The following is a 21,082-nucleotide window of genomic DNA, read 5'->3' as shown; positions in this document are numbered from 1 at the left end:
CTTGTCCTCTGTGCCATCAATGACTAATTTGCAATCATTGATGGCATGAGGAGGTCGGCTTGGCGAGCATGACGATTCGCAACATCGAGGATCACCTGAAGGCGCGTCTGCGCGTTCGGGCGGCGGAGCATGGCCGCTCGATGGAGGATGAGGCGCGTGACATTCTCCGCACGGCGCTGGCCGGCCAGGGACGGCAACCCGCCAATCTCGCAGCCAGCATCAGGGCCAGGGTCACCGCGACGGGCGGGGTAAGGCTGGACATCGCGCCGCGCGAGCCGATTCCGGAACCGCCGGATTTCTCCAGGTGATCATCATCGACACCAACGTGATCTCGGAGATGGTCGCCGTCACGCCATCTCCGGCCGTGGAGTCCTGGCTCGCCGCGCAGCCGCCAATGGCGATCTTCACGACGACCGTGACGCAGGCCGAAATCCTGTTCGGGCTTCGCCTCCTGCCGAGGGGTCGGCGACGCAATGATCTGGAGGCGGCGATCCTGCCGATCTTCGATCAGGACTTGTCCGGACGCGTCCTGCCATTCGACAGCGCCGCCGCCGGAGCCTATGCGACGATTGCGGCCGAGCGACGCGAAGCCGGCCGGCCGATCAGTCAGTTCGATGCTCAGATCGCAGCGATCGCCAGCTCACGCGGCGCCGCACTCGCGACACGAAATATCGGCGATTTCGAGGGCATCGGCCTGGAGGTCATCAATCCGTGGACCTGGCGCGGCTGACGAGCAGCGTCCGTCAGGCGCCGCTTTTGGTGCCCTTCCGCCGTCCCGAGGACTTCTTGCGCCCGTAGAGCTCGAGCCGGTGCCGCACGATCTCGTAGCCCAGTTCCGCGGCGATCTTGGCTTGCAGGGCCTCGATTTCCGGCGAGGAGAACTCGACCACCTGCCCGGTATCGACATCGATCAGATGGTCGTGATGCTGCTGATCGGCATGCTCGTAGCGCGAGACGCCGTCTTCGAAGGCATGACGCTCGATCGCGCCCTGGGTCTCGAGCAGCTTCATGGTGCGATAGACCGTCGATAGCGACAGGGTCGGGTCGTGCGTGAAGGCGCGGGTGAAGATGCCCTTGGCGTCGGGGTGGTCGTCGGCCTCGGCCAGCACGCGCAGGATCAGACGGCGCTGCTGCGTCATCCGCAGTCCGGCCCGCCTGAGCTCGCTCTCAAAGGCGGCCACGCGCTGGTCGATTCCCTTCATCCTCCCGAAATAGCAATGCTGAGACGCATTTGCAAAATCGCTTATCGCAAATAATTCGCAATAGCGTTGACAGATGCAAGTGCGTTGCAATAGCGTGAGCGCATCGAGACCGCATCCGCCAGGAGAGAGCATGTTTTCGCGTCGTTACGTCACCCTGACCGCCGCCCTAGCGATAGCGGGCGGCCTTGGCCTGGCGGGCTCCGCCGCGCTGGCGCAATCGACTGCGGGCAAACCGCTGCGTGTCGTCACCACCTTCACGGTGATCCAGGACATCGCCCAGAACGTCGCCGGCACGGCCGCGATCGTGGAATCGATCACCAAGCCCGGCGCCGAAATCCACGACTATCAGCCGACGCCGCTCGATGTCGTGAAGGCGCAGTCGGCCGATCTCGTGCTGTGGAACGGCATGAACCTGGAGCGCTGGTTCGAGCGCTTCTTCGAGAACGTCAAGGACGTGAAGAGCGCCGTGGTGACCGAGGGCATCGCGCCGATGGGCATCAAGGAGGGCCCCTATGAGGGCAAGCCCAATCCGCATGCCTGGATGTCGACGGCAAGCGCGCTGACCTATGTCGAGAATATCCGCAAGGCGCTCAGCGAGGCAGATCCCGCCAATGCCGAGACCTATGCGAAGAACGCGAAGGCCTATTCCGAGGAGATCAAGGCGATCGACGCGCCGCTGCGAACCCGGCTCGCCAAGGTGCCGGAGGACAAGCGCTGGCTCGTCTCCAGCGAGGGCGCCTTCAGCTACCTGACGCGCGACTATGGCTGGCGCGAGGCCTATCTCTGGCCGATCAACGCCGACGAGCAGGGCACGCCGCAGCAGGTGCGCCGCCTGATCGATCTCGTCCGCAAGAACAAGGTCCCGGCCGTGTTCAGCGAGAGCACGATTTCCGACAAGGCCGCCAAGCAGGTCGCGCGCGAGACCGGAGCGCAATATGGTGGCGTGCTCTATGTCGACTCGCTTTCGGCCGAGAACGGGCCGGTGCCGACCTATCTGAAGCTGCTGGAGGTGACGGTCGACACGATCGCGAAGGGATTTGGGCAGTGAATCTGCGCGCAGCCGTTTCCGGCGCGGCGGGCCTTGCGCCCTCGATCACGGTCGAGGACGTGACGGTGCGCTACGCCAACGGTGTCACCGCCGTGCACGACGCGTCCTTTGCGCTCGGCCCGGGCACGATCTGCGCGCTCGTCGGCATCAACGGCTCGGGCAAGTCGACGCTGTTCAAGACCCTGATGGGCTTCCTCAAGCCGGCGCGCGGCCGCGTCGCGATCGCCGGGCTGGAGGTGCGCCAGGCCCTGAAGCGCGGGCTCGTCGCCTATGTTCCGCAGGCCGAGGAGGTCGACTGGACCTTCCCGGTTCTCGTGGACGACGTCGTGATGATGGGCCGCTATGGCCATATGGGCTTTCTGCGCATCGCGCGGCAGGCCGACCGCGAGGCCGTCGACGAGGCGCTGGCCCGCGTCAACATGCTGGAATTCCGGCGCCGCCAGATCGGCGAACTCAGCGGCGGCCAGCGCAAGCGCGTGTTCCTGGCCCGCGCGCTCGCCCAGGGCGGGCAGGTGATCCTGCTCGACGAGCCTTTCACCGGCGTCGACGTCAAGACCGAGGGCGCGATCGTCGACCTGATGCGCGAGCTGCGCGACGAGGGCCGGCTGATGCTGGTCTCGACGCATAATCTCGGCTCGATCCCCGATTTCTGCGACCAGGTCGTGATCATCAACCGCACCGTGCTTGCGGCCGGACCGACCGAGACCACCTTCACGCAGGACAACCTGCAGCGGGCCTTTGGCGGCGCGCTCAGGCATTTCCGGCTGGAGGGTCCGCAGCTTCATGATGATGCCGACGGCCGGCGCGTCACCGTGATCACCGACGACGAGCGTCCGCTCGTGCTCTATGGCGAACGCGACCACGAGACGCTCGTTGGCGGCGAGAAGGATGACCGCCGGTGATCGACCTCCTGCTCGAGCCCTTCGCCTACCAGTACATGCTGAAGGCCATCTGGGTTTCGGCGCTGGTCGGCGGCGTCTGCGCCTTCCTGTCCTGCTATCTGATGCTCAAGGGCTGGTCGCTGATGGGCGATGCGCTCGCGCATGCGATCGTGCCCGGCGTCGCGCTCGCCTATTTGCTGAAATGGCCCTATGCGGCCGGCGCCTTCCTCTCGGGGCTGCTGGCGGCGCTGGCGATGTCGCTGGTCAGGGTGCGCACGCAGCTGCGCGAGGATGCCGTGATCGGCATCGTCTTCACCAGCTTCTTCGCCGTCGGCCTGCTGATCGTCTCGATCAACCCGACCTCGGTGAATGTCCAGTCGATCGTGCTCGGCAACATCCTCGGCATCTCCGACGAGGATGTCGTGCAGGTCGCGATCATTGCCGCCGTCTCGCTGGTGATCCTGATCGCGCGCTGGAAGGACCTGATGCTCACCTTCTTCGACGAGAACCAGGCGCGCAGCGTCGGCCTCTCGCCGACGCGCCTGAAGATCCTGTTCTTCGTCCTGCTCAGCGCCTGCACGGTCGCGGCCCTGCAGACGGTCGGCGCGTGCCTGGTCATCGCCATGGTGGTGACGCCGGGCGCGACCGCCTATCTGCTGACCGACCGCTTCGGCCGGCTCATCGTGATCGCGGTCGCGATGGGCGTGACGACCAGCGCCATCGGCGCCTATGCCAGCTATTTCCTCGACGGCTCCACGGGCGGGCTGATCGTCGTCTTCCAGACCGCGCTGTTCCTGCTCGCCTTCGTCTTCGCGCCCAAGCATGGCCGGCTCGCGGCCCGGAGGGCGGCGCGGGCCCTGCCGGAGCGCGTAGCATGAACCTGATCGAGACCTGGCTGCTCTCGCCCTTCGCGCATGAATTCATGCTGCGCGGGCTGATCGTCGCGATCATGGTCGGCGTCGTGTGCGCGGTCCTGTCCTGTTTCCTCGTGCTCAAGGGCTGGTCGCTGATGGGCGATGCGGTCTCGCATGCGGTCCTGCCCGGCATCGTGCTCGCCCATATCGTCAGCCTGCCGCTGGCCATCGGCGCCTTCGTGGCCGGCTTGGGCTGCGCGCTCGGCATCGGCTATCTCAAGGAGAACAGCCGAGTGAAAGAGGACACGGTGATGGGCATCGTCTTCTCCGGCATGTTTGCGCTCGGCCTCGTCCTGTTCGTCAAGGTCGACAGCGACCAGCACCTGCTGCACATCCTGTTCGGCAACATGCTCGGCGTGCGCTGGGCCGATATCGCCGAGACGGCGCTGATCGCGGTGCCGACCGTCGCGATCATGCTGGCGAAGCGGCGCGATTTCCTGCTGGTCTCCTTCGATCCGGCGCATGCGCGCGCCATTGGCCTGCCCGTCTCGGCGCTGCATTTCGGCCTGCTGATCCTGCTGGCGCTGACGATCGTGGCGGCGCTGAAGGCGGTCGGCATCATCCTGGTCGTCGCGATGCTGGTCGCGCCCGGCGCCATCGGCTATCTCATGACGCGCCAGTTCGACCGAATGCTGCTCGTCGCCATCGGTGTCGCGACCCTGTCGAGCGTGCTCGGCACGATCCTGAGCTTCCATATCGATGCGGCCACCGGTCCCTGCATCGTCGTCGTGCAGGCCGCCTTCTTCCTGGCGGCATTGGCGTTCAGGTTGCGCGCAGGCAGGAGCGCCGCGGCGGAGATGCGACATCCGGCATGAAGCCGGGCGGGGTACGTTCGCCTTTGTGATCGCGAAATCCGCCCTTTGCCGGAATAAAGCCGCGCATGGTGCGTTCCCGTCTGCATGCGAGTTGCGTCTCCCAGGCGAGGCGCCCAATCGGAGGCGAGACGATGACAGAGACTGAGGAGACGCGCCGTTCGCTGCTGCGCCTTGTAGCCGGGGCGATTCCCGCGCTCATGCTCGCCGGAGCGGCAACAGCGATCGCGCCCAGCGTGGCGCGCGCCGATGATGACGACGACGATGACGATCGCCGCCCGCCTCGGCGCTATCGTGATGACGACGACGATGATGATGACGATCGCGCCCGCCGCCGACGGCGCCGGCGCGACCCGGACGATGACGACGATGACGAGTGAGCCATCACCAATGATGGTGGAAGCGCCGCCCGGTTGGGCGGCGTTTTCATGCGCGGCGGGTCGGCGTCAGGCGGCGCTTCTCGCCTTGCCGAGTTCCGGAACGAGGCCTGCCAGAATCTCGTAGGAGCGCTTGCGCTTCTCGTGGTCGTGGATCGGCGCCGTCACCATGACCTCGTCGGCGCCGGTGGCGTCGAGAAAGGCCGCGAGCTGGCGCTTCAGGCTCTCGGGCGAGCCGACGAAGGCGTAACGCAGCATCTGCGAGACATGGGCCTTCTCGGCCGGCGACCAATAGCTCTCGATATCGTCGATCGGCGGCTGCAGCTTGCCGCGCGTGCCGCGGATCATGTCGATGAAGCGCTGCTGGATCGAGGTGAAGAGGTATCGCGCCTCCTCGTCGGTATCGGCGGCGACGACGTTGATGCCGGGCATCGCATAGGGGCGGTCGAGTTGCTCCGAAGGCTTGAAGCGCTCGCGATAGATCGCCAGCGCCTGGATCAGCGCGTCGGGCGCAAAATGCGAGGCGAAGGCGTAAGGCAGGCCGAGCTCGGCCGCGAGCTGCGCGCCGAACAGGCTGGAGCCGAGGATCCAGAGCGGCACTTCGGTGCCGCCGCCCGGGACGGCCTGCACCACCTGTCCGGGCTGGACCGGGGCGAGGAAGGCCTGCAGCTCGAGCACGTCCTGCGGGAATGTATCGGCCGACATGGGGTTGCGCCGCAGCGCTCTTAGCGTGCGCTGGTCGGTGCCCGGCGCGCGGCCGAGGCCGAGGTCGATGCGCCCGGGATAGAGCGCCTCCAGCGTGCCGAACTGCTCGGCGATGACGAGCGGCGCGTGGTTCGGCAGCATGATGCCGCCGGCGCCGAGGCGGATGGTCTTGGTGCCGGCCGCAAGATAGCCGATCACCACCGCCGTCGCGGCGCTGGCGATGCCGGTCATGTTGTGATGCTCCGCCACCCAATAGCGACGATAGCCGAGCGCCTCGGCATGGCGCACGAGATCGAGCGAATTGCGCAGTGCGTCACCGGGCTCCTGGCCCTCGTTCACTGGAGAAAGGTCGAGGACCGAAAACTCTGCCATGCCGGGCTCCTGTTAGCCGTTCGTCGACGCCAGGCTCGAGGCCGCCGCGCCCAACGCAGATGGGAGCGCCAAGGCGTTCCGTCCAGAAATCAGCCGTGCCGGCATGGCGCGAATGCAGACGGGTTCTGACGGGGGCCGGTACCGCCCTGCGCGGGATTGACTCATGTGCCGTTCCGCTTTTACTGACATGCAAGTCAGTAGCGGGGGCGGGATTGGCTGGCACGGCTCACGACATCGTCGTGGTGGGAGGCGGCGGCGCCGGGCTGATGGCCTTGCGGAAGCGCAGGCTCGGGGCTCGAGTTTCCCATCTGATATATGAGGCTGGACGGGTTACGGGGGCTGCGCTAGCGTCTTACGCAACGTCGCGGCCGGGGGAGTGGATCGCGGCGCGGCGTGGCGTGATCTTTGCGTCTGGCGATTTCAGCTCGGCGGAACTCGCCTTCAAGCAGCGCTTCATGAGCGATGCCCTGCTTGAAATCGGCGGAATCAATCCGTCGAGCGCGGGAGACGGCCAGAATATGGCCGAAGCCGTCGGCGCAGGGATTTTGAATGGGGATCTGGCATGGGGACCGAAAATCCGCTTCACGGCACCGCCCCGGCCGAGCCCGGTCGCGCGCTTGCCCGCGAGCCGCTGGTTCGCGCGCTCGCTTTTGCCCGCCATGAAATATCTGCCGCAAAGGCTGCTGCAGCCAATCTCACCAACACGAAAACAAGAACGGGAAAGGACAACCAGATGACAACTTTCAAGGCGATTGCGACCGCGGCGAGCTTCGCGATGGGTCTGGCGCTGGCGCCCCAATCGGCGCTGGCCCAGAACAAGATGGAACTCAACATGGCGACACCCTGGCCGGGCGGCCACTGGCTCGACATCGGCGCCAAGCGCTATGCCGAGATCGTCGAGCAGATCACCGACGGGCGCATCAAGATCAACGTCTTCCCGGCCGGCGCGCTCGGCCCGGCGCTCAAGGTCACGGAAACGGTGCAGAAGGGCGTCGCCGACATGGGCCATGCCTGGCCGGGCTATGACTGGGCCGTCGACCGCACCGGGGCGATCTTCTCCGGCTGGCCAGGCGGGCCGAACCCGGAAGAGATGATGATGTGGCTCTATAACGGCAACGGCACCAAGCTCTGGAAGGAATGGCGCCAGGCCAAGTTCGACGTCGTCGCGATTCCCTGCGGCGTGCTCGAGACCGAAATCTTCATGCATTCGCACAAGCCGGTGCGCACGCCGGAGGACATGAAAGGCCTGAAGCTGCGGACCTCCTCGTCCTGGGCCGAGATTGCGCCGATGCTCGGCGCCTCGACCGTGGTGCTGCCGGGTTCGGAGGTGTTCAGCGCGCTGGAGCGCAAGGTCGTCGACGCGATCGAATGGGGCGGCCCGGGCGGCAATCTCCAGGAAGGTTTCCACAAGGTCGCGAAATATGTCGTGATGCCGGGCCTGCATTCGCCCGGCGCGGCGCATGACTGCATCTACAACAAGAATGTCTGGGCCAAGATCGGCGACAAGGACAAGGCGCTGCTCGAAACCGCCGGCAAGATGACGATGCTCGAGACCTATCTCGGCTACGTCAAGCTCGACATCGACGCCTACAAGCAGATGAAGGCGAATCCGAATGTCGAGATGATCCAGGTCGACAAGAGCCTGGTCGATGCCGTCGCCAAGGTCTCGAAGGAATGGGCCGACAAGCAGTCGACCTCGAACGAGTGGTTCAAGAAGGCCTATGAGGACCAGGCCGCCTTCCTGGCCTCGATCAAGCCGGTCAGCGAATTCCGCTTCGCCGTCGGCTCGCGCTGACCAGGCCGGGGCCGGCGGGGCGCATGGCGCCGCCGGCTTCCTCCCGCTCAAGAGGCTTCATATGCCCATCGTCCAATTGATCGGCCGGCTCTCGCTGTGGTCGGGCCGCCTCGGCGCATTGCTGGTGCTGCCGCTCGTCCTCGCCATGGTTTTCGAGGTCGTCAGCCGCTACGTGTTTTCCGCTCCGACCCAATGGGCGTTCGAGCTCAGCTACATGATGATGGGCTCGATCTTCCTGCTCGGCCTGTCCTATGCGCTGCTGGTCAACCAGCATGTGAATGTCGACTTCATCCACCAGGCCCTGCCGCGCCGCGCCGTCGCGGTGATCGATGCCGTCGGGTACATCCTCCTGACCTGCATGCTGGCCTGGCTGACACGCACGCTGATCAGCAATGTCGGTGACGTCTACCGCACCGGCGAGGGCTCGGGCCTGTCCGCCTGGAACCCGAAGATCTGGCCCTATCGCGTCATCTACGCACTGGGCTTCGGGCTTTTTGCGCTGCAATGCGCAGCCAAGGCCATTGAGAATCTGCTGGTCGTCTTCGGCCGCGCACCCGAAGGCCCGAACACATGACAGCCCAGACCGTTCTATGGATGTTTCCGGCCCTGCTCGGGCTGATCTTCCTCGGCTTTCCCGTCGCCTTCTCGATGATGCTGGCGGCGCTCGGCTTCGGCCTGCTGCGCTTCGGCGACACCCTCGTCCATCAAATGGCGCAACGGGTGGACGACATCGCCACCAATTACGTGCTCGGCGCGATCCCGCTCTTCATCTTCATGGGCTCGATCCTGGAACGGGCCGGCATCGCCGAGCGCCTGTTCGACGCGCTCTATATGTGGACGCGGCGGATGCCGGGCGGGCTTGCGGTCGCGGCCCTGCTGATGTGCACGATCTTCGCCGCGGCGAGCGGCGTCGTCGGCGCGACCGAGACGCTGGTCGGCATGCTGGCGATCCCGGCGATGATCAAGCGCCATTACAACAACAAGCTGATCGCCGGCACGATCTGCGGCGGCGGCTCGCTCGGCACCATCATTCCGCCCTCGGTCCCGGTCGTCGTCCTGGCGCCGATCGCGGCGCTGCCGGTCGGCGACCTCTTGGCGGGCATCCTGCTGCCCGGCCTGCTGATGTCGGCCCTGTTCATCCTCTACATCGTCGTCGCCTGCGCGGTGAAACCCGATCTCGCCCCGCCGGAGACCGAGCCCGACCCGCGCAGCCTCGGCGAGAAGCTGCGCTTCACGGCGACCGCCCTGGTGCCGCCCGGCTTCCTGATCTTCACGGTGCTCGGCACCCTGTTCATGGGACTGGCGACCCCGACCGAGGCCGCCGCCTGCGGCTCGCTCGGCGTGCTCCTGCTGGCGATCCTCTATCGCCGGATGAGCTGGTCGCTGCTGTATCAGGCCAGCATTCAGACGGTCTCGCTGACGGCGATGATCCTGGCGATCGTCCTCGCCGGCAGCATGTTCGCGGGTGTCTTCTTCGCGTCGGGCGGCATGGCGGCGACCAAGGGCATCCTCGACGCCTTCGGATTGTCGCCCTGGTCGGTGATCGCGATCATCCTGTTCGTCGCCTTCCTGCTCGGCTTCATCATCGACCTGATCTCGATCGTGCTGATCGTGGTCCCGATCGCGATTCCGCTGGTGAAGAGTTTTGGCATCGACCCGCTCTGGTTCGCGGTGGTCTTCCTGGTCACGCTGCAGACCAGCTACCTGACGCCGCCGATGGCGCCCTCGATCTTCTACCTGAAGGCGATCGCGCCCCCGAGCATGAAGCTGAAGGACATGTATTGGGGCGTGATCCCGTTCATCTGCTGCCAGATCGCCGTGCTGCTCATCCTGCTCGCCGTCCCCGGGCTGGCGACTTGGATGCCCAAGGTCATGTACGGCAATTGACGCGCTCTCGGCGCGCGCGCCCTTCGTTCATAAGGAGATCGATGTGACGACGGAAACGCCTGGCGACGCCAAGGTTCTCGGGCCGGCTGACGGCAAGAGCTTCTGGCAGCCGGTGCCGGCGAACGGCTTCATCCGCAATCTGTTCAGCGACCAGTCGGTCGCCAGCACCAGCAAGTTCTCGCTGGGCACGCAGACGGTCGCGCCGAAATCCTTCATCCGCGAGCATACCCATGACCGCAACGAGGAGATCATCTTCGTGATCGAGGGCAAGGGCTTCGCCCGGCTCGACGGGGTCGACCACCCGATCGAGAAGGGCTCCTGCGTCTTCATCGGCCATAACCGCAAGCACCATTTCCTCAATCCGAACGACGAGCCCTTGACCTTCCTGTGGCTGTTCCTGCCAGGTGGGCTCGACGGGTTCTTCGAGGAGATCGGCCGGCCGCGGACGCCCGGCGAGCCCGCGCCCGCGCCGTTCCCGCGCCCGGGCGACATCGCCGAGATCGAGCAGCGCACGGTCTTCGGCTGGACCGATGGCAGCTTCAACGAGACGAAATGAGTTGGCTATGATTTACGAAGAACGCGACTACCGCATCGTTGCCGGCAAGCTCGGCCAGTTCGTCCAGATCTATGGCGAGCACGGCCTGCCGCTGCAGAAAGAGCATCTCGGGCAGCTCATCGCCTATTTCACCACCGAGATCGGCGAGCTGAACCATGTCGTCGCGCTGTGGGCTTACGACAATCTCGGCGAGCGCGAGAAGCGCCGCAAGGTGATGCTGGCCGACCCGCGCTGGCAGGACTATCTCAAGCGCGTCGAGGGCCTGATCGACATCCAGACGACCCGGATCCTCAACCCCGTCTCCTATTCGCCGCTGCAATGAGCGCCGCTTCATCCAGCGCGGGGGTTTTCACGGTCCGGACGGAGGACGGAGCGCAGCTGCAGGCGACGGTGGAAGGCGAGGGGCCGGCACTGCTGCTGGTCAGCGGGCTCGGCGGCACGGCCGGCTTCTGGGCCGAGAGCGCGGCGACCTTGGCGCGCTCTTTCCGGATCATCCGCTTCGACCAGCGCGGCATCGGCGCCAGCTCGCGCGGCGACGCCGCCTGCACGATCGACCGGCTGGCGCAGGATTGCCTGGCCGTGCTCGATGCGGCTGGCGTCGATCGCGCGGTCCTGCTCGGGCATTCGACCGGCGGCTGCATCGGCCAGTCGCTGGCGCGGCAGGCGCCGGAGCGGCTGAGCGGGCTGATCCTCAGCGCCACCTGGCTGAGGCCCAGCCACTACATGACGGCGCTGTTCGGCATGCGCCGCGGGCTGCTCGACGAGAACCCGCAGGCCTATGCGGCGACGGCGGCCCTGCTCGCCTATCCCCCCGCCTGGCTCGAAGCGAACTGGGGCGTCTACGAGACGGCGCTGGCCAAGGTGCCGAGCTCCGTTGAGGCGCGGCAGGTCGTGCGCGAGCGCATCGACGCGCTGCTCTCCTTCGACGGGGTCGAGCATGTCGCATCGCTTGCGATGCCGGCGCTGGTCCTTGGCGCGCGCGACGATGTCATCGTCCCGGCTTTCCTGCAGGAAGAGCTGGCGGCGGCATTGCGCGGCGCACGCAAGACGATGCTGGATTCAGGAGGGCATTTCTTCCCGGTCTCGCGGCCGGACGCCTTCACCGCGACGGTGGCGGAGTGGATGGGAGAACTCGGATGAAGGCGCGTCGCGTGGCGCTGATCGGCTTTGGCGCCATCGCCAGCGACCTGGCGGCGGCGCTGATGGCGCGCCCAGTGCCCGGCTATGCCGTGGCCGTGCTGCTCGGCCCCGAATCGGAATCCCGCGCGCGGGTGCCGGCCGAGCTCAGCCTGCTCTCCGGCTGCGACGAGTTACGCGCCTTCGGGCCGGACCTGGTGGTCGAGGCGGCCGGGCATGAGGCCGTGCGCAGCGTCGTGCCGCAATGCCTAGAATTCGGGCTGCCGGTGCTGATCTCCTCGATCGGCGTGCTGCATGACGAAGCCTTCTTCGCCGGGCTGGTCGAGGTCGCGCAACGATCCGGCGGGCGCATCCTGCTGCCCTCCGGCGCGCTCGGCGGCCTCGACTATGTGCGTGCCGTTCGCGAGGCGAAATCGCTGTCGCTGCGCTATCAGTCGCGCAAGCCGCCGGCGGCCTGGCGCGACGAGCTGATCCGGCGCGGCGAGGATCCCGACGCGCTTGCCGGGCCGGTGACCCTGTTCAGCGGGAATGCCCGCGAGGCGGCGGCAGCCTATCCGCTCAATCTCAACGTCGCGGCTGCGCTGGCGCTCGCCGGGCCCGGTTTCGAGGCGGTCAACGTCGATGTCGTCTGCGATCCCGCCGCCAAGGGGAACAGTCACGTGATCACGGTCGAGAGCGAGTTCGGCACGATGTCCGTCGCGGTCGCCAACCGGCCGTCGCCGACCAATCCCAAGAGTTCCTGGATCGTGAGCCAATCGCTGCTGGCCGCGGTCGAGCAGCATTTTTCGCCGGTTGCGATGCTGTGAACGCAGGGCGCAACGGCCGCCGACAGCTTGATCTGACGCGTCGATCTGGCTACTGACATACATGTAAGTAAAGAGCGCTGAACGCGGGCGCCGCGAGGAGAATGCGATGAGACTGGCTGGCAAGATCGCGATCATCACCGGCGCGGGTTCGGGCATCGGGCATGAGGCGGCGAAGCTCTTCGCGCAGGAAGGCGCGACCGTGATCGTGGCCGACCGCGATCTCGCTGCGGCCGAACGCGTTGCCGCCGAAATCAGCGGCGCCGGCGGCAAGGCCGCTCCCCACAAGGTCGATGTCAGCAAGGAGGCCGAGGTCAAGGCGCTGGTCGACAAGGCCGTGGCCGATCACGGCCGGCTCGACATCCTGGTCAACAATGCCGGCTTCGGTTTCGCGGGAACGGTGGTCAACACCTCGGAAGCGGACTGGGACGCCCTGATGGCGGTCAACGTCAAGGGCGTGTTCTTCGGCTGCAAGCATGCGATTCCCGTGATGGAGCGCCAGGGCGGCGGCGTCATCGTCAACACGGCTTCGGCCGTCGCCAATATCGGCATCACCGACCGCGCCGCCTATGTCGCGTCCAAGGGGGCGGTCGCGGCGCTGACGCGTGCCATGGCGATCGACCATGTCGCGGCGAAGATCAGGATCAACTGCGTCGCGCCTGGCACGATCGAATCGCCCTATTTCGCCGAGATCTTCGCCAAATCCCCGAACGCCGCCGAATTGCGCCGCGGCCTTGAACAGCGCCAGGCGATGGAGCGGCTCGGCCAGCCGGTCGAGATCGCCCGCGCCATGCTGTTCCTGGCGAGCGAGGAATCCTCCTTCTGCACCGGAACCACGCTCGTCGCCGATGGCGGCTGGACGGCGCGCTGACACTGCACAGATCATCAGGACGAGAGACGATGTACGGACTTGAAGGACGCAAGGCGATCGTGACCGGCGCCGCGCATGGCATCGGCAAGGCCATCGCGGCGCGGCTGGTCACCGAGGGCTGCGATGTCGGCATCTTCGATGTCGATCTGGCGGCTGCCCGCAAGACGGCGGACGCGATCGGCGCGCCGGGACGCAAGGTCGCGGTCGCGGCCGGCGACGTCTCGTCCAAGGCCGATGTCGAGGCCGGCATCGGCGCGCTGATGGCCGAGCTCGGGCCGATCGACATCCTCGTCAACAATGCTGGCATCTGCCGCATCGGCAAGATGATGGAGATGAGCGAGGCCGACTGGAAGGCGACCTTCGGCATCAATGTCGACGGGCTCTACCACGTCTCGCGGCTGGTCGTGCCGCAGATGATCGAGCGCGGCTCCGGCTCGGTGGTCAACCTCGCCTCCTGGATGGGCAAGTCAGGCGTCGCGGCCTATGGCGCCTATTGCGCCTCGAAATTCGCAGTGGTCGCGCTGACCCAGGCGCTCGCGGCCGAGATCGGCGAGCATGGCGTGCGGGTCAACGCCGTCGCGCCCGGCCTGATCGTCGACACCAAGATGCGTGACGAATCCGAGCTCGACCGCGTCGCGCAGGGCCTGCCGACGGCGCAGGACCGGGCGAAGACCATCCCGATGCGCCGCGCCGGCCTGCCGGAGGACATCGCCAAGGCGGTCGTCTTCCTGGCGTCGAGCCAGGCCGATTACATCACGGGCGAGACGGTCAATGTCACCGGCGGCCTGTGGAACGACTAGAGCAGCGCCAGCGTCATTCCGGGGCACGCCGCAGGCGTGAGCCCGGGGCCCAGAACCATTGATGGAACAAGAGGAAACGCCGCCAAGAATGCAGCTCGAACTGTGTATCTGGGTTCCGGGCTCGATCCTTCGGATCGTCCCGGAATGACGGTGGCGCTGCCTGGCCGAAATCGAACCGCGCGAAGGAAAATGACGATGCCTCGTTTCAAGGATTTCCGTCCCGCTGGCGTGATCCCGGCGACGCTGCTCGCGCTCAACGAGGATATGAGCATCGACGAGCGCCAGACCCGCAAGCATCTGCGCGATTGCGCGCTGGTCGACGGCGTCTCGGCCGTCACGGTCAATGGCCACGCGTCGGAGGTCCATGCCTGCTCCTTCGACGAGCAGCGCCATATCCTGGCGGCCTCGCTGGCGGAGATCGGCGACACGATGCCGCTGATCAACGGCATCTATGCCGACGGCTCGATCGAGGCGGCGCGGCTTGCGGCGATGGCTGCGAAGGAGGGCGCGTCCGCCCTGCTCGTCTTCCCGCCGAACAGCATGGCGATGGGTGGGCAGCTGCGGCCCGAGATGGCGATCACGCATTACAGGCGCATCGCCGACGCCACCGATCTACCGATCATCGCCTTCCAATATCCGATGGCGAGCGGGCTCGGCTACACGTTCGAGACGCTGCTGCAGCTCTTCGAGGCAGTGCCGACGATCCGCGCGATCAAGGACTGGTCGAACGATGCGATGCTGCACGAGAAACATATCCGCACCTTCCAGAACCTGCCGAAGCCGGTGAACGTGCTGACGACGCATTCCTCCTGGCTGATGGCGTCGCTGACGCTCGGCGCCAATGGCTTGCTCTCGGGCTCCGGCAGCGTCATCGCGGATCTTCAGGTCGCCTTGTTCCGGGCGGTTCAGGCCGGCGATCTCAAGGCCGCGCAGGCGGTCAACGACCGCATCGTGCCGCTGTCGCAGGCCTTCTACGCGCCGCCCTTCCTCGACATGCATAATCGCATGAAGGAGGCGCTGGTCCTGCTCGGGCGGCTCGACAAGGCGGTGGTCAGGCCGCCCTTGGTCAAGATCGGCGAGGCCGAGATCGCGCGGATCAAGCGGGCGCTCGACCAGTCCGGCATCGCCCGCGAAGGCGCGCTGCAGCGCGCGGCCTGAGCGGCGCGGCGGGTTAGCCCATGGCCAGCGAAGCGCCGGCGCTGCTCTTCAGCCCGGGCCGGATCGGCCCGCTCGCGCTGAAGAACCGCGTCATCATGGCGCCGATGACCACCCGCAAGGCCGATGCCGAGGGCTTCGTCACCGATGCGACGATCGCCTATTACAGGGCCCGGGCCGAAGGTGGCGTCGGGCTGATCACGGTCGAGATGGCGGCGCCCGAGCCGGCCGGCAAGCATCGCAATTTCGAGCTCGCCCTGCATCACGACCGCTTCCTGCCCGGGCTGGCGCGGCTCGCGGCGGCGATCCACCGGGCTGGGGCGCGGGCGTCGATCCAGATCGGCCATGGCGGCGGGCACACCCGCGTCGACATCGCTGGCGAGACGCCGATCGCGCCCTCCGCGATCCCGCACAGTGTCCAGGAAGGCCATACCGAGATCATCGTGCCGGAGGCGATGTCTCCGGGGCGGATCGCCCGCACGCGTGAGGCTTTCGTGAGTGCGGCGCTGCGCGCGGCGAAGGCCGGCTTCGATGCGGTCGAGATCCATGCCGCTCATGGCTATCTGATCTCGCAGTTCCTGGCGCCGGGAGAGAACCTGCGGCGGGACGATTATGGCGGGGTGATCGAGAACCGGGCGCGGTTCGCGCTCGAGATCACCACCGCGGTCAAATGCGCCGTGCCGCAGCTCGCCGTGATCTTCCGGATGAATGGCGACGATTTCTTCGATGGCGGGATGACGCCTTCGGAAGCCGTTCGGGTCGCGAGCTGGGCTGCCGAAGCAGGCGCCGACGCCATCCACATGACCGGCGGGCATTACCGCTCGCAGCCGAGCGCGGCGATCATGATCCCGCCGATGGCGAGCGAGCCGACGCCGTTCCTCGCCTTCGCCTCAGCGGTCAAGCGACGCGTCACCGTCCCGGTGATCACGGTCGGGCGGTTCGGCGACCCCGACGACGCCAAGGCCGCGCTCGCGCAGGGCAAGGCCGATTTCGTCGCGCTCGGCCGGCCGTTGCTGGCCGATCCGGATTGGGTCGCGAAAGCCTCGCGGCAGCAGCAGGTCCGGCGTTGCCTCGCCTGCAACACCTGCGTCGACGGGATGCGAAGCGGCCGGCAACTCCATTGCCTGGTCAATCCGGCCGCAGGCCGGGAGGTCTCGTATCGCGGCCGGGAGCCTTCGCGGCGCGGCCAGCGCATCGCCGTGATCGGCGCCGGCCCGGCGGGGCTGAGCTATGCGTCGCTGATGGCGGCGGAGAACGACGTCACGCTGTTCGAGCGCCAGCCGGAGATCGGCGGGGCCTTCCGCTTCGCCGGTCATGCGCCGCTGTTCCAGGGTGTCGCGGCCGGCCCCGAGAGCCTCGAGCGCTATACCACCGGCCTGGCGCGCGCCTGCAGGGATCAGGGAGCGACGATCCGGACGGGCGTCGACGTTCTGGCCGATCCCTCCCTGCTCGATGGCTTCGATCACGTCGTGGTCGCGACGGGTGCGCGCTATCGCGCCCGTACCGGGGCGCTGATCGAGAGCGCCTTGCGTCGCGGTGTCCTGCGCAAGCGGCCGTGGCGGGACCTGGCCGAGGGCGCGCGTCTGCGCAACTGGTTCTACTACAAGGCGCGCCGCGCCTCGGGCGAAGACGTCGCTGCCAGGTTGCGGGGGCGCGACTTCACGGTCGAGATCATCGGCGACGCGCTCAGCGCCGGGAAGAGCGAAGAGGCGATCGCCAGCGCCTTCGCGGCAGCTTTCGGGGCTCTGGACGGCGTTGCGAATAAGCCGCAGAAGGAGCCGATCCGCGGCGACTGGGACGGATTGGAGCAGGCCTCATGAAGGAGGAGATCAGACAAGTCTCTGTCGAGCTCCTGGTCCGCAACGGCTATCAGGGCTTTCGCTTCCGGGACGTCGCCGATCTCCTCAACACGACGCGCGCCAATATCCACTACTACTACGGCAACAAGCTCAATCTCACTGAGGAGGTCATCGTCGACTATGTCGAGCAGACGCTCGCCAACTGGGAGGCGAACTGGCGCAGCGAGAAGAGTTTCGAGGAGAAGATCCACGGCATGATGGAGTCGAACCGTCAGCGCTATCTGCGCTACAACCCGACGGGCACGACCGCCAATCCCTGGAGCCTGATCGGCCGGATGCGGCTCGAACGCGACGTGATCGGCCCGAAGGCGCGCGAGGCGCTGGCCCAGTTCGGCGTCACGCTCGAAAATCTCGTGATCACGGGCCTCGACCAGGCCGTGGCCAGGGGCGAACTCTCGAATGACGTTCCGCGCGGCGACATCGCGTTGCAACTGGTCTCGATCGCCGACAGCGCCGGGCCGATCACGCAGGATGGCGGCAATTTCGATCGGCTGGAGCAGCTCTACCGGTCCTTCAGCCGCGTCGTGCACCATGCCTATGGCTCGAAGCGGGGCTGATAGCGCGCCGATGGAACGCTGACGCCATCCCGGCGTTTCCCTCTGAGCCACGGTCGGGACCGGGGCTGAGATCGACACGAGACGGGGGAAGATCATGGCGAGCGCGGCTGCGAAGACCAATCCGGCTAAGGAAAGCCTACGCAAGGAGCAGCGCGAGCAGAAGCAGGTCGCGCGGAAGAGGGGCAAGGACGACGATCTCAGCGACGCGCTGAAGGACACCTTCCCCGCGAGCGATCCGGTCGCCGCCCAAACGGCGACGAAGCCAGGGGCGAAGAAGCGCCCTTAGGGCGCTGCGGCTGGCGCAGCCTGCATACACGGGTTTCGGCCGAGAGAGGCGCAGTTGAAGCTCTTTGGGTCGCCTTGCCCGCTTCATCCGAAAAATTGCATGCAAGATTCGACAGGCGTTGACGCTCGCGGGAGGGGCAACCATAGTCGGCGGCCCTGCCTTGATTGCAAGCCGAGCCATGCCCCGCCCGACGCCGTCCTCCGCCCTGTCGAAACTTCGCGTTCTGGATCTCTCGCGCGTCAGGGCAGGCCCCACCTGCGCGCGGGTTTTCGCGGATTTCGGGGCCGACGTGATCAAGGTCGAAAGCCCGCCCGGGCTCGATCCGAACGAGAACATGAGCGGCGCGCGGCATGGCTATGACATGCAGAACCTGCATCGCAACAAGCGCTCATTGACGCTCAACCTGAAGACGCCCGAGGGCAACGCGATCCTGGTCAAGCTGATCGAGGATGCCGACCTGCTGATCGAGAATTTCCGGCCCGACGTGAAGGACAGGCTCGGGCTCGATTTCGAGACGCTGCACGGGATCAACCCGCGCCTGATCCTGGTCTCGATCTCGGGCTTCGGCCAGAGCGGGCCCTATCGCACCCGCGCCGGTTTCGACCAGATCGCCCAGGGCATGGGCGGGATGATGTCGGTGACCGGGCTTCAGGGGCAGGGGCCGGTCAGGGCCGGCATCGCGGTCGCCGATTCCGCGGCCGGGCTTTACGGGGCGCTCGGCGCGCTGGTGGCGATCACCGAACGCGAGACCTCCGGCAAGGGGCAATGGGTCCAGACCTCGCTGCTCGAGGCGCAGATCGCGATGATGGATTTCCAGGCGGCGCGCTTCCTGGTCGAGGGCAAGGTGCCGCCGCAGGCCGGCAACGACCATCCCTATTCGACGCCGATGGGCGTCTACGCGACGAAGAACGGCCATATCAATATCGGCGTCGGGGCCGAGGGCCATTGGCGCTCCTTCTGCAAGGCGATCGGCCATCCCGAAATGGGGGAGAGCCCGGCCTATGACAGCATGGAGAAGCGCTACGATAAGCGCCCGGAACTGCGGGTCGTGATCGAGAGCATCCTGACCCAGCGCGATTCGGCGGATTGGCTCGCGGCCTTCGAGGCGCATGCCGTGCCGGCCGGGCCGATCTATGCGGTCGACGAGATGTTCGACGATCCGCAGGTGCAGCATCTGGGCATCGCGCAGCCGGTCAGCCATCCCGTCCTCGGCGATTTCCGGGTGGTCGGCGAGCCGGTCGCGTTGTCGCGGACGCCGGCCGGCGTCGCGACGCCGACGCCGGAGGCCGGGGAGCACAATGCCGAGATCCTGGCGGAGCTCGGCTACGATTCGGCGGCCGTCGCGCAGTTGCGCAAGGCTGGGGCGATCTGAAGGAGCGGCAGTGGATGGACGATGAAATCCTCTATGAGGTGAAGGACGGGGTCGGCACGATCACGCTCAACCGGCCGCAGGCGCGCAACGCCCTGACCTTCGCGATGTATGATCGCATCGCCGCGATCTGCGGCGATACCGAAGCCCATGGCGCTCCCAAGGTGCTGGTGCTGACCGGCGCCGGCGAGAAGGCCTTTGCGGCCGGCACCGACATCTCGCAGTTCCGCAGCTTCACCAAGCCCGAGGACGCGCTCGGCTATGAGGGCCGGATCGAGGAGATCATCACCACGATCGAGAGCTGCAAGCTCCCGACCATCGCGGCGATCTCCGGCGCGGTGACCGGCGGCGGCGCGGCCATCGCCTGCGCCTGCGACCTGCGCATCGCGACGCAGACAGCCCGCTTCGGCTTCCCGATCGCGCGCACGCTCGGCAACTGCCTCTCGATCAGCAATATCGCGCGGATGGCCAATCTGCTCGGCCCGGCGCGGGTCAAGGACATCGTCTTCACCGCGCGGCTGCTCGATGCGGAGGAGGGGCATCGCGTTGGCCTCTACAACGAGCTCGTCGCAGACCACCCGGCGCTGCTCGCGCGCGTCGCGGAGCTCGCGAAGATGATCGCCGGCCATGCGCCGCTGACGATGCGCGCGACCAAGGAGGCGTTGCGCCGGCTGGCGGTCGCGAACGCCCAGGCCGAGGACGAGGACCTCGTCCTGATGTGCTATATGAGCGCCGATTTCCGGGAAGGCATGGAAGCCTTCCTCGCCAAGCGCGCTCCCAACTGGCAGGGGAGGTGAGCATGGCGGACACGGTTGGATTCATCGGTCTCGGCCTGATGGGCGTGGGTTTCGTCAAGCGGCTGCTCGAGACCGGATACCAGGTCGTCGGCTGCGATATCGATGCCGGACGGCGCGAGGAGGCGAAGGCGCTCGGTGTCGCGCTCGCGGCCTCGCCGGCGGAGGTCGCCCGGCGCAGCAACCGCATCTGCATCAGCGTCACCACGATCAAGGCGGTCGATGCGGTCGTGTCGGGCTCGGACGGCATCCTGTCCGCTGCGCCGATCAGCGATGGCATCGTCGTTGATTTCTCGACGACCGAGATCGCGGTGACGCGCAGGCTCGGCGAGGCGCTTGCCGCAAAGGGCATCGCCTTCATCGACGCGCCGGTCTCGGGCGGCCCGAGCGCGGCCGAAGCCGGCACGCTCGCGATCATGGCCGGCGGGAGGCCCGAGGCGGTCGCGGCGGTGCGGCCGCTGGTCGAGCGGTTCGGCCTGTTCACCCATATGGGCGATATCGGCGCCGGCCAGGCGACCAAGCTGGTCAACCAGGCGCTGTGCCTGACCAATTACTGCATCGTCGCGGAGGGCCTGCGGCTGGCGGAGGCCTATGGCGTCGACGCCAGCAAGATCCCGGCGGCGCTGGCGCCGGGGCTCGGCAACTCGGCCGTGCTGCAGGCGATGATGCCGCGCATGATCGAGCAGGACTTTGCGCCACGCGGCTATGCCAGGCAGGTGCTGAAGGACCTCGAGATGCTGATGGAGGCCGGGCGCGAGCATCATCTCGCCATGCCGATGGTAGCCCAGGCGACGACGCTCTACCGCCTGCTGGTTGCGCAGGGGCATAGCGAGCTCGACGCGGCCGCCGTCCTCAAGGTCCTGCCCGAGGTCGAGCGCGGCGCGCATTGAGGAAGCCGCAGC

At 66.9% G+C, this 21,082-nt stretch carries 26 protein-coding genes; 24 read left to right on the top strand and 2 right to left on the bottom strand.

Features of this window, described 5'->3' with window-relative positions; all coding sequences use genetic code 11:
- Positions 1-59: 59 nt before the first annotated feature.
- Together ACTIF2_RS06320 and ACTIF2_RS06315 are read left to right on the top strand one after the other, a co-directional pair.
- A complete protein-coding gene (locus ACTIF2_RS06320; RefSeq protein ID WP_439496196.1) occupies positions 60-308 on the top strand; it encodes a FitA-like ribbon-helix-helix domain-containing protein in 249 nt (82 codons plus the stop codon).
- On the top strand, positions 305-730 hold the full coding sequence (locus ACTIF2_RS06315; protein ID WP_439496195.1) for a type II toxin-antitoxin system VapC family toxin: 426 nt from the start codon (positions 305-307) through the stop codon (positions 728-730). The genes ACTIF2_RS06320 and ACTIF2_RS06315 overlap by 4 nt, the downstream gene beginning before the upstream one ends.
- Positions 731-743: 13 nt before the next feature.
- Here ACTIF2_RS06315 and ACTIF2_RS06310 read toward each other — a convergent pair whose 3' ends face one another.
- On the bottom strand, positions 744-1,202 hold the full coding sequence (locus tag ACTIF2_RS06310; protein WP_439496194.1) for a Fur family transcriptional regulator: 459 nt from the start codon (positions 1,200-1,202) through the stop codon (positions 744-746).
- Between the two features lie 130 nt (positions 1,203-1,332).
- Here ACTIF2_RS06310 and ACTIF2_RS06305 point away from each other — a divergent pair, with 130 nt between their 5' ends.
- From ACTIF2_RS06305 to ACTIF2_RS06285, 5 genes are all read left to right on the top strand, one after another.
- Entirely contained in the window at positions 1,333-2,250 is a 918-nt protein-coding gene (locus ACTIF2_RS06305) for a metal ABC transporter substrate-binding protein (RefSeq protein WP_439496193.1), read from the top strand.
- A complete protein-coding gene (locus ACTIF2_RS06300) occupies positions 2,247-3,152 on the top strand; it encodes a manganese/iron ABC transporter ATP-binding protein (RefSeq protein ID WP_439496192.1) in 906 nt (301 codons plus the stop codon). Before ACTIF2_RS06305 ends, ACTIF2_RS06300 begins: the two co-directional genes overlap by 4 nt.
- Positions 3,149-4,009 carry a metal ABC transporter permease gene (locus tag ACTIF2_RS06295; protein WP_439496191.1) on the top strand — a complete coding sequence of 287 codons (861 nt, stop codon included), beginning with the start codon at positions 3,149-3,151 and terminating at the stop codon, positions 4,007-4,009. The genes ACTIF2_RS06300 and ACTIF2_RS06295 overlap by 4 nt, the downstream gene beginning before the upstream one ends.
- On the top strand, positions 4,006-4,860 hold the full coding sequence (locus ACTIF2_RS06290; RefSeq protein WP_439496190.1) for a metal ABC transporter permease: 855 nt from the start codon (positions 4,006-4,008) through the stop codon (positions 4,858-4,860). Before ACTIF2_RS06295 ends, ACTIF2_RS06290 begins: the two co-directional genes overlap by 4 nt.
- 65 nt (positions 4,861-4,925) lie before the next feature.
- On the top strand, positions 4,926-5,237 hold the full coding sequence (locus ACTIF2_RS06285) for a hypothetical protein (RefSeq protein WP_439496189.1): 312 nt from the start codon (positions 4,926-4,928) through the stop codon (positions 5,235-5,237).
- A gap of 66 nt (positions 5,238-5,303) precedes the next feature.
- On the opposite strand, the gene ACTIF2_RS06280 is transcribed toward ACTIF2_RS06285, so the two are convergent.
- Positions 5,304-6,311 carry an LLM class flavin-dependent oxidoreductase gene (locus ACTIF2_RS06280; protein ID WP_439496188.1) on the bottom strand — a complete coding sequence of 336 codons (1,008 nt, stop codon included), beginning with the start codon at positions 6,309-6,311 and terminating at the stop codon, positions 5,304-5,306.
- A gap of 59 nt (positions 6,312-6,370) precedes the next feature.
- On the opposite strand from ACTIF2_RS06280, the gene ACTIF2_RS06275 reads away from it, so the two are divergent.
- The 17 genes from ACTIF2_RS06275 (at position 6,371) to ACTIF2_RS06195 (ending at position 21,070) form a co-directional block, all read left to right on the top strand.
- Positions 6,371-7,048 carry an FAD-binding protein gene (locus ACTIF2_RS06275; protein WP_439496187.1) on the top strand — a complete coding sequence of 226 codons (678 nt, stop codon included), beginning with the start codon at positions 6,371-6,373 and terminating at the stop codon, positions 7,046-7,048.
- Entirely contained in the window at positions 7,045-8,106 is a 1,062-nt protein-coding gene (gene dctP, locus ACTIF2_RS06270) for a TRAP transporter substrate-binding protein DctP (RefSeq protein ID WP_439496186.1), read from the top strand. Before ACTIF2_RS06275 ends, dctP begins: the two co-directional genes overlap by 4 nt.
- Before the next feature lie 61 nt (positions 8,107-8,167).
- Positions 8,168-8,680: a TRAP transporter small permease subunit gene (locus tag ACTIF2_RS06265; RefSeq protein WP_439496185.1), complete on the top strand. Its 513-nt coding sequence runs from the start codon at positions 8,168-8,170 to the stop codon at positions 8,678-8,680.
- Positions 8,677-9,993 (top strand): TRAP transporter large permease, encoded by a 1,317-nt coding sequence (locus tag ACTIF2_RS06260; RefSeq protein WP_439496184.1) that lies wholly within the window; start codon positions 8,677-8,679, stop codon positions 9,991-9,993. Before ACTIF2_RS06265 ends, ACTIF2_RS06260 begins: the two co-directional genes overlap by 4 nt.
- 43 nt (positions 9,994-10,036) lie before the next feature.
- Positions 10,037-10,549, top strand: a complete 513-nt coding sequence (locus tag ACTIF2_RS06255) for a cupin domain-containing protein (RefSeq protein ID WP_439496183.1) — start codon at positions 10,037-10,039, stop codon at positions 10,547-10,549.
- A 7-nt stretch (positions 10,550-10,556) separates the two neighbouring features.
- Complete coding sequence (locus tag ACTIF2_RS06250; RefSeq protein ID WP_439496182.1) at positions 10,557-10,871, top strand: NIPSNAP family protein; 315 nt, start codon at positions 10,557-10,559, stop codon at positions 10,869-10,871.
- Positions 10,868-11,689 (top strand): alpha/beta fold hydrolase, encoded by an 822-nt coding sequence (locus ACTIF2_RS06245; protein WP_439496181.1) that lies wholly within the window; start codon positions 10,868-10,870, stop codon positions 11,687-11,689. The genes ACTIF2_RS06250 and ACTIF2_RS06245 overlap by 4 nt, the downstream gene beginning before the upstream one ends.
- The gene (locus tag ACTIF2_RS06240) at positions 11,686-12,492 is read left to right on the top strand and encodes an aspartate dehydrogenase (RefSeq protein WP_439496180.1); all 807 of its coding nucleotides are present in this window, start codon (positions 11,686-11,688) and stop codon (positions 12,490-12,492) included. Before ACTIF2_RS06245 ends, ACTIF2_RS06240 begins: the two co-directional genes overlap by 4 nt.
- Positions 12,493-12,598: 106 nt before the next feature.
- On the top strand, positions 12,599-13,360 hold the full coding sequence (locus ACTIF2_RS06235; RefSeq protein WP_439496179.1) for an SDR family oxidoreductase: 762 nt from the start codon (positions 12,599-12,601) through the stop codon (positions 13,358-13,360).
- A gap of 29 nt (positions 13,361-13,389) precedes the next feature.
- The gene (locus ACTIF2_RS06230) at positions 13,390-14,160 is read left to right on the top strand and encodes an SDR family NAD(P)-dependent oxidoreductase (RefSeq protein WP_439496178.1); all 771 of its coding nucleotides are present in this window, start codon (positions 13,390-13,392) and stop codon (positions 14,158-14,160) included.
- A 195-nt stretch (positions 14,161-14,355) separates the two neighbouring features.
- Positions 14,356-15,318: a dihydrodipicolinate synthase family protein gene (locus ACTIF2_RS06225; protein ID WP_439496177.1), complete on the top strand. Its 963-nt coding sequence runs from the start codon at positions 14,356-14,358 to the stop codon at positions 15,316-15,318.
- Between the two features lie 20 nt (positions 15,319-15,338).
- Entirely contained in the window at positions 15,339-17,135 is a 1,797-nt protein-coding gene (locus ACTIF2_RS06220) for an oxidoreductase (RefSeq protein ID WP_439496176.1), read from the top strand.
- On the top strand, positions 17,132-17,731 hold the full coding sequence (locus tag ACTIF2_RS06215; RefSeq protein WP_439496175.1) for a TetR/AcrR family transcriptional regulator: 600 nt from the start codon (positions 17,132-17,134) through the stop codon (positions 17,729-17,731). The genes ACTIF2_RS06220 and ACTIF2_RS06215 overlap by 4 nt, the downstream gene beginning before the upstream one ends.
- Positions 17,732-17,825: 94 nt before the next feature.
- Complete coding sequence (locus ACTIF2_RS06210; protein ID WP_439496174.1) at positions 17,826-18,017, top strand: hypothetical protein; 192 nt, start codon at positions 17,826-17,828, stop codon at positions 18,015-18,017.
- Positions 18,018-18,195: 178 nt separating this feature from the next.
- Entirely contained in the window at positions 18,196-19,389 is a 1,194-nt protein-coding gene (locus ACTIF2_RS06205) for a CaiB/BaiF CoA transferase family protein (RefSeq protein ID WP_439496173.1), read from the top strand.
- Positions 19,390-19,403: 14 nt separating this feature from the next.
- Positions 19,404-20,183: an enoyl-CoA hydratase/isomerase family protein gene (locus ACTIF2_RS06200; RefSeq protein ID WP_439496172.1), complete on the top strand. Its 780-nt coding sequence runs from the start codon at positions 19,404-19,406 to the stop codon at positions 20,181-20,183.
- Between the two features lie 2 nt (positions 20,184-20,185).
- Positions 20,186-21,070 (top strand): NAD(P)-dependent oxidoreductase, encoded by an 885-nt coding sequence (locus tag ACTIF2_RS06195; RefSeq protein WP_439496171.1) that lies wholly within the window; start codon positions 20,186-20,188, stop codon positions 21,068-21,070.
- Positions 21,071-21,082: the final 12 nt, after the last annotated feature.

Source organism: Allobosea sp. (genome assembly GCF_051860145.1).
Lineage (GTDB): Bacteria > Pseudomonadota > Alphaproteobacteria > Rhizobiales > Beijerinckiaceae > Allobosea.
Note: the sequence above shows the minus strand (reverse complement) of the source record. Positions and strands in the feature narration are given on the sequence as shown.

What these genes read in the sequence shown, in the direction of transcription:
- ACTIF2_RS06310 (WP_439496194.1), bottom strand. Translation starts at nt 1,202, where the DNA reads ATGAAGGGAATCGACCAGCGCGTGGCCGCCTTTGAGAGCGAGCTCAGG.
- ACTIF2_RS06280 (WP_439496188.1), bottom strand. Translation starts at nt 6,311, where the DNA reads ATGGCAGAGTTTTCGGTCCTCGACCTTTCTCCAGTGAACGAGGGCCAG.
- ACTIF2_RS06240 (WP_439496180.1), top strand. Translation starts at nt 11,686, where the DNA reads ATGAAGGCGCGTCGCGTGGCGCTGATCGGCTTTGGCGCCATCGCCAGC.
- ACTIF2_RS06235 (WP_439496179.1), top strand. Translation starts at nt 12,599, where the DNA reads ATGAGACTGGCTGGCAAGATCGCGATCATCACCGGCGCGGGTTCGGGC.
- ACTIF2_RS06265 (WP_439496185.1), top strand. Translation starts at nt 8,168, where the DNA reads ATGCCCATCGTCCAATTGATCGGCCGGCTCTCGCTGTGGTCGGGCCGC.
- ACTIF2_RS06220 (WP_439496176.1), top strand. Translation starts at nt 15,339, where the DNA reads ATGGCCAGCGAAGCGCCGGCGCTGCTCTTCAGCCCGGGCCGGATCGGC.
- ACTIF2_RS06205 (WP_439496173.1), top strand. Translation starts at nt 18,196, where the DNA reads ATGCCCCGCCCGACGCCGTCCTCCGCCCTGTCGAAACTTCGCGTTCTG.
- ACTIF2_RS06215 (WP_439496175.1), top strand. Translation starts at nt 17,132, where the DNA reads ATGAAGGAGGAGATCAGACAAGTCTCTGTCGAGCTCCTGGTCCGCAAC.
- ACTIF2_RS06285 (WP_439496189.1), top strand. Translation starts at nt 4,926, where the DNA reads ATGGTGCGTTCCCGTCTGCATGCGAGTTGCGTCTCCCAGGCGAGGCGC.
- ACTIF2_RS06195 (WP_439496171.1), top strand. Translation starts at nt 20,186, where the DNA reads ATGGCGGACACGGTTGGATTCATCGGTCTCGGCCTGATGGGCGTGGGT.
- dctP (WP_439496186.1), top strand. Translation starts at nt 7,045, where the DNA reads ATGACAACTTTCAAGGCGATTGCGACCGCGGCGAGCTTCGCGATGGGT.
- ACTIF2_RS06200 (WP_439496172.1), top strand. Translation starts at nt 19,404, where the DNA reads ATGGACGATGAAATCCTCTATGAGGTGAAGGACGGGGTCGGCACGATC.
- ACTIF2_RS06225 (WP_439496177.1), top strand. Translation starts at nt 14,356, where the DNA reads ATGCCTCGTTTCAAGGATTTCCGTCCCGCTGGCGTGATCCCGGCGACG.
- ACTIF2_RS06245 (WP_439496181.1), top strand. Translation starts at nt 10,868, where the DNA reads ATGAGCGCCGCTTCATCCAGCGCGGGGGTTTTCACGGTCCGGACGGAG.
- ACTIF2_RS06305 (WP_439496193.1), top strand. Translation starts at nt 1,333, where the DNA reads ATGTTTTCGCGTCGTTACGTCACCCTGACCGCCGCCCTAGCGATAGCG.
- ACTIF2_RS06260 (WP_439496184.1), top strand. Translation starts at nt 8,677, where the DNA reads ATGACAGCCCAGACCGTTCTATGGATGTTTCCGGCCCTGCTCGGGCTG.
- ACTIF2_RS06290 (WP_439496190.1), top strand. Translation starts at nt 4,006, where the DNA reads ATGAACCTGATCGAGACCTGGCTGCTCTCGCCCTTCGCGCATGAATTC.
- ACTIF2_RS06210 (WP_439496174.1), top strand. Translation starts at nt 17,826, where the DNA reads ATGGCGAGCGCGGCTGCGAAGACCAATCCGGCTAAGGAAAGCCTACGC.
- ACTIF2_RS06230 (WP_439496178.1), top strand. Translation starts at nt 13,390, where the DNA reads ATGTACGGACTTGAAGGACGCAAGGCGATCGTGACCGGCGCCGCGCAT.
- ACTIF2_RS06250 (WP_439496182.1), top strand. Translation starts at nt 10,557, where the DNA reads ATGATTTACGAAGAACGCGACTACCGCATCGTTGCCGGCAAGCTCGGC.
- ACTIF2_RS06275 (WP_439496187.1), top strand. Translation starts at nt 6,371, where the DNA reads ATGGGAGCGCCAAGGCGTTCCGTCCAGAAATCAGCCGTGCCGGCATGG.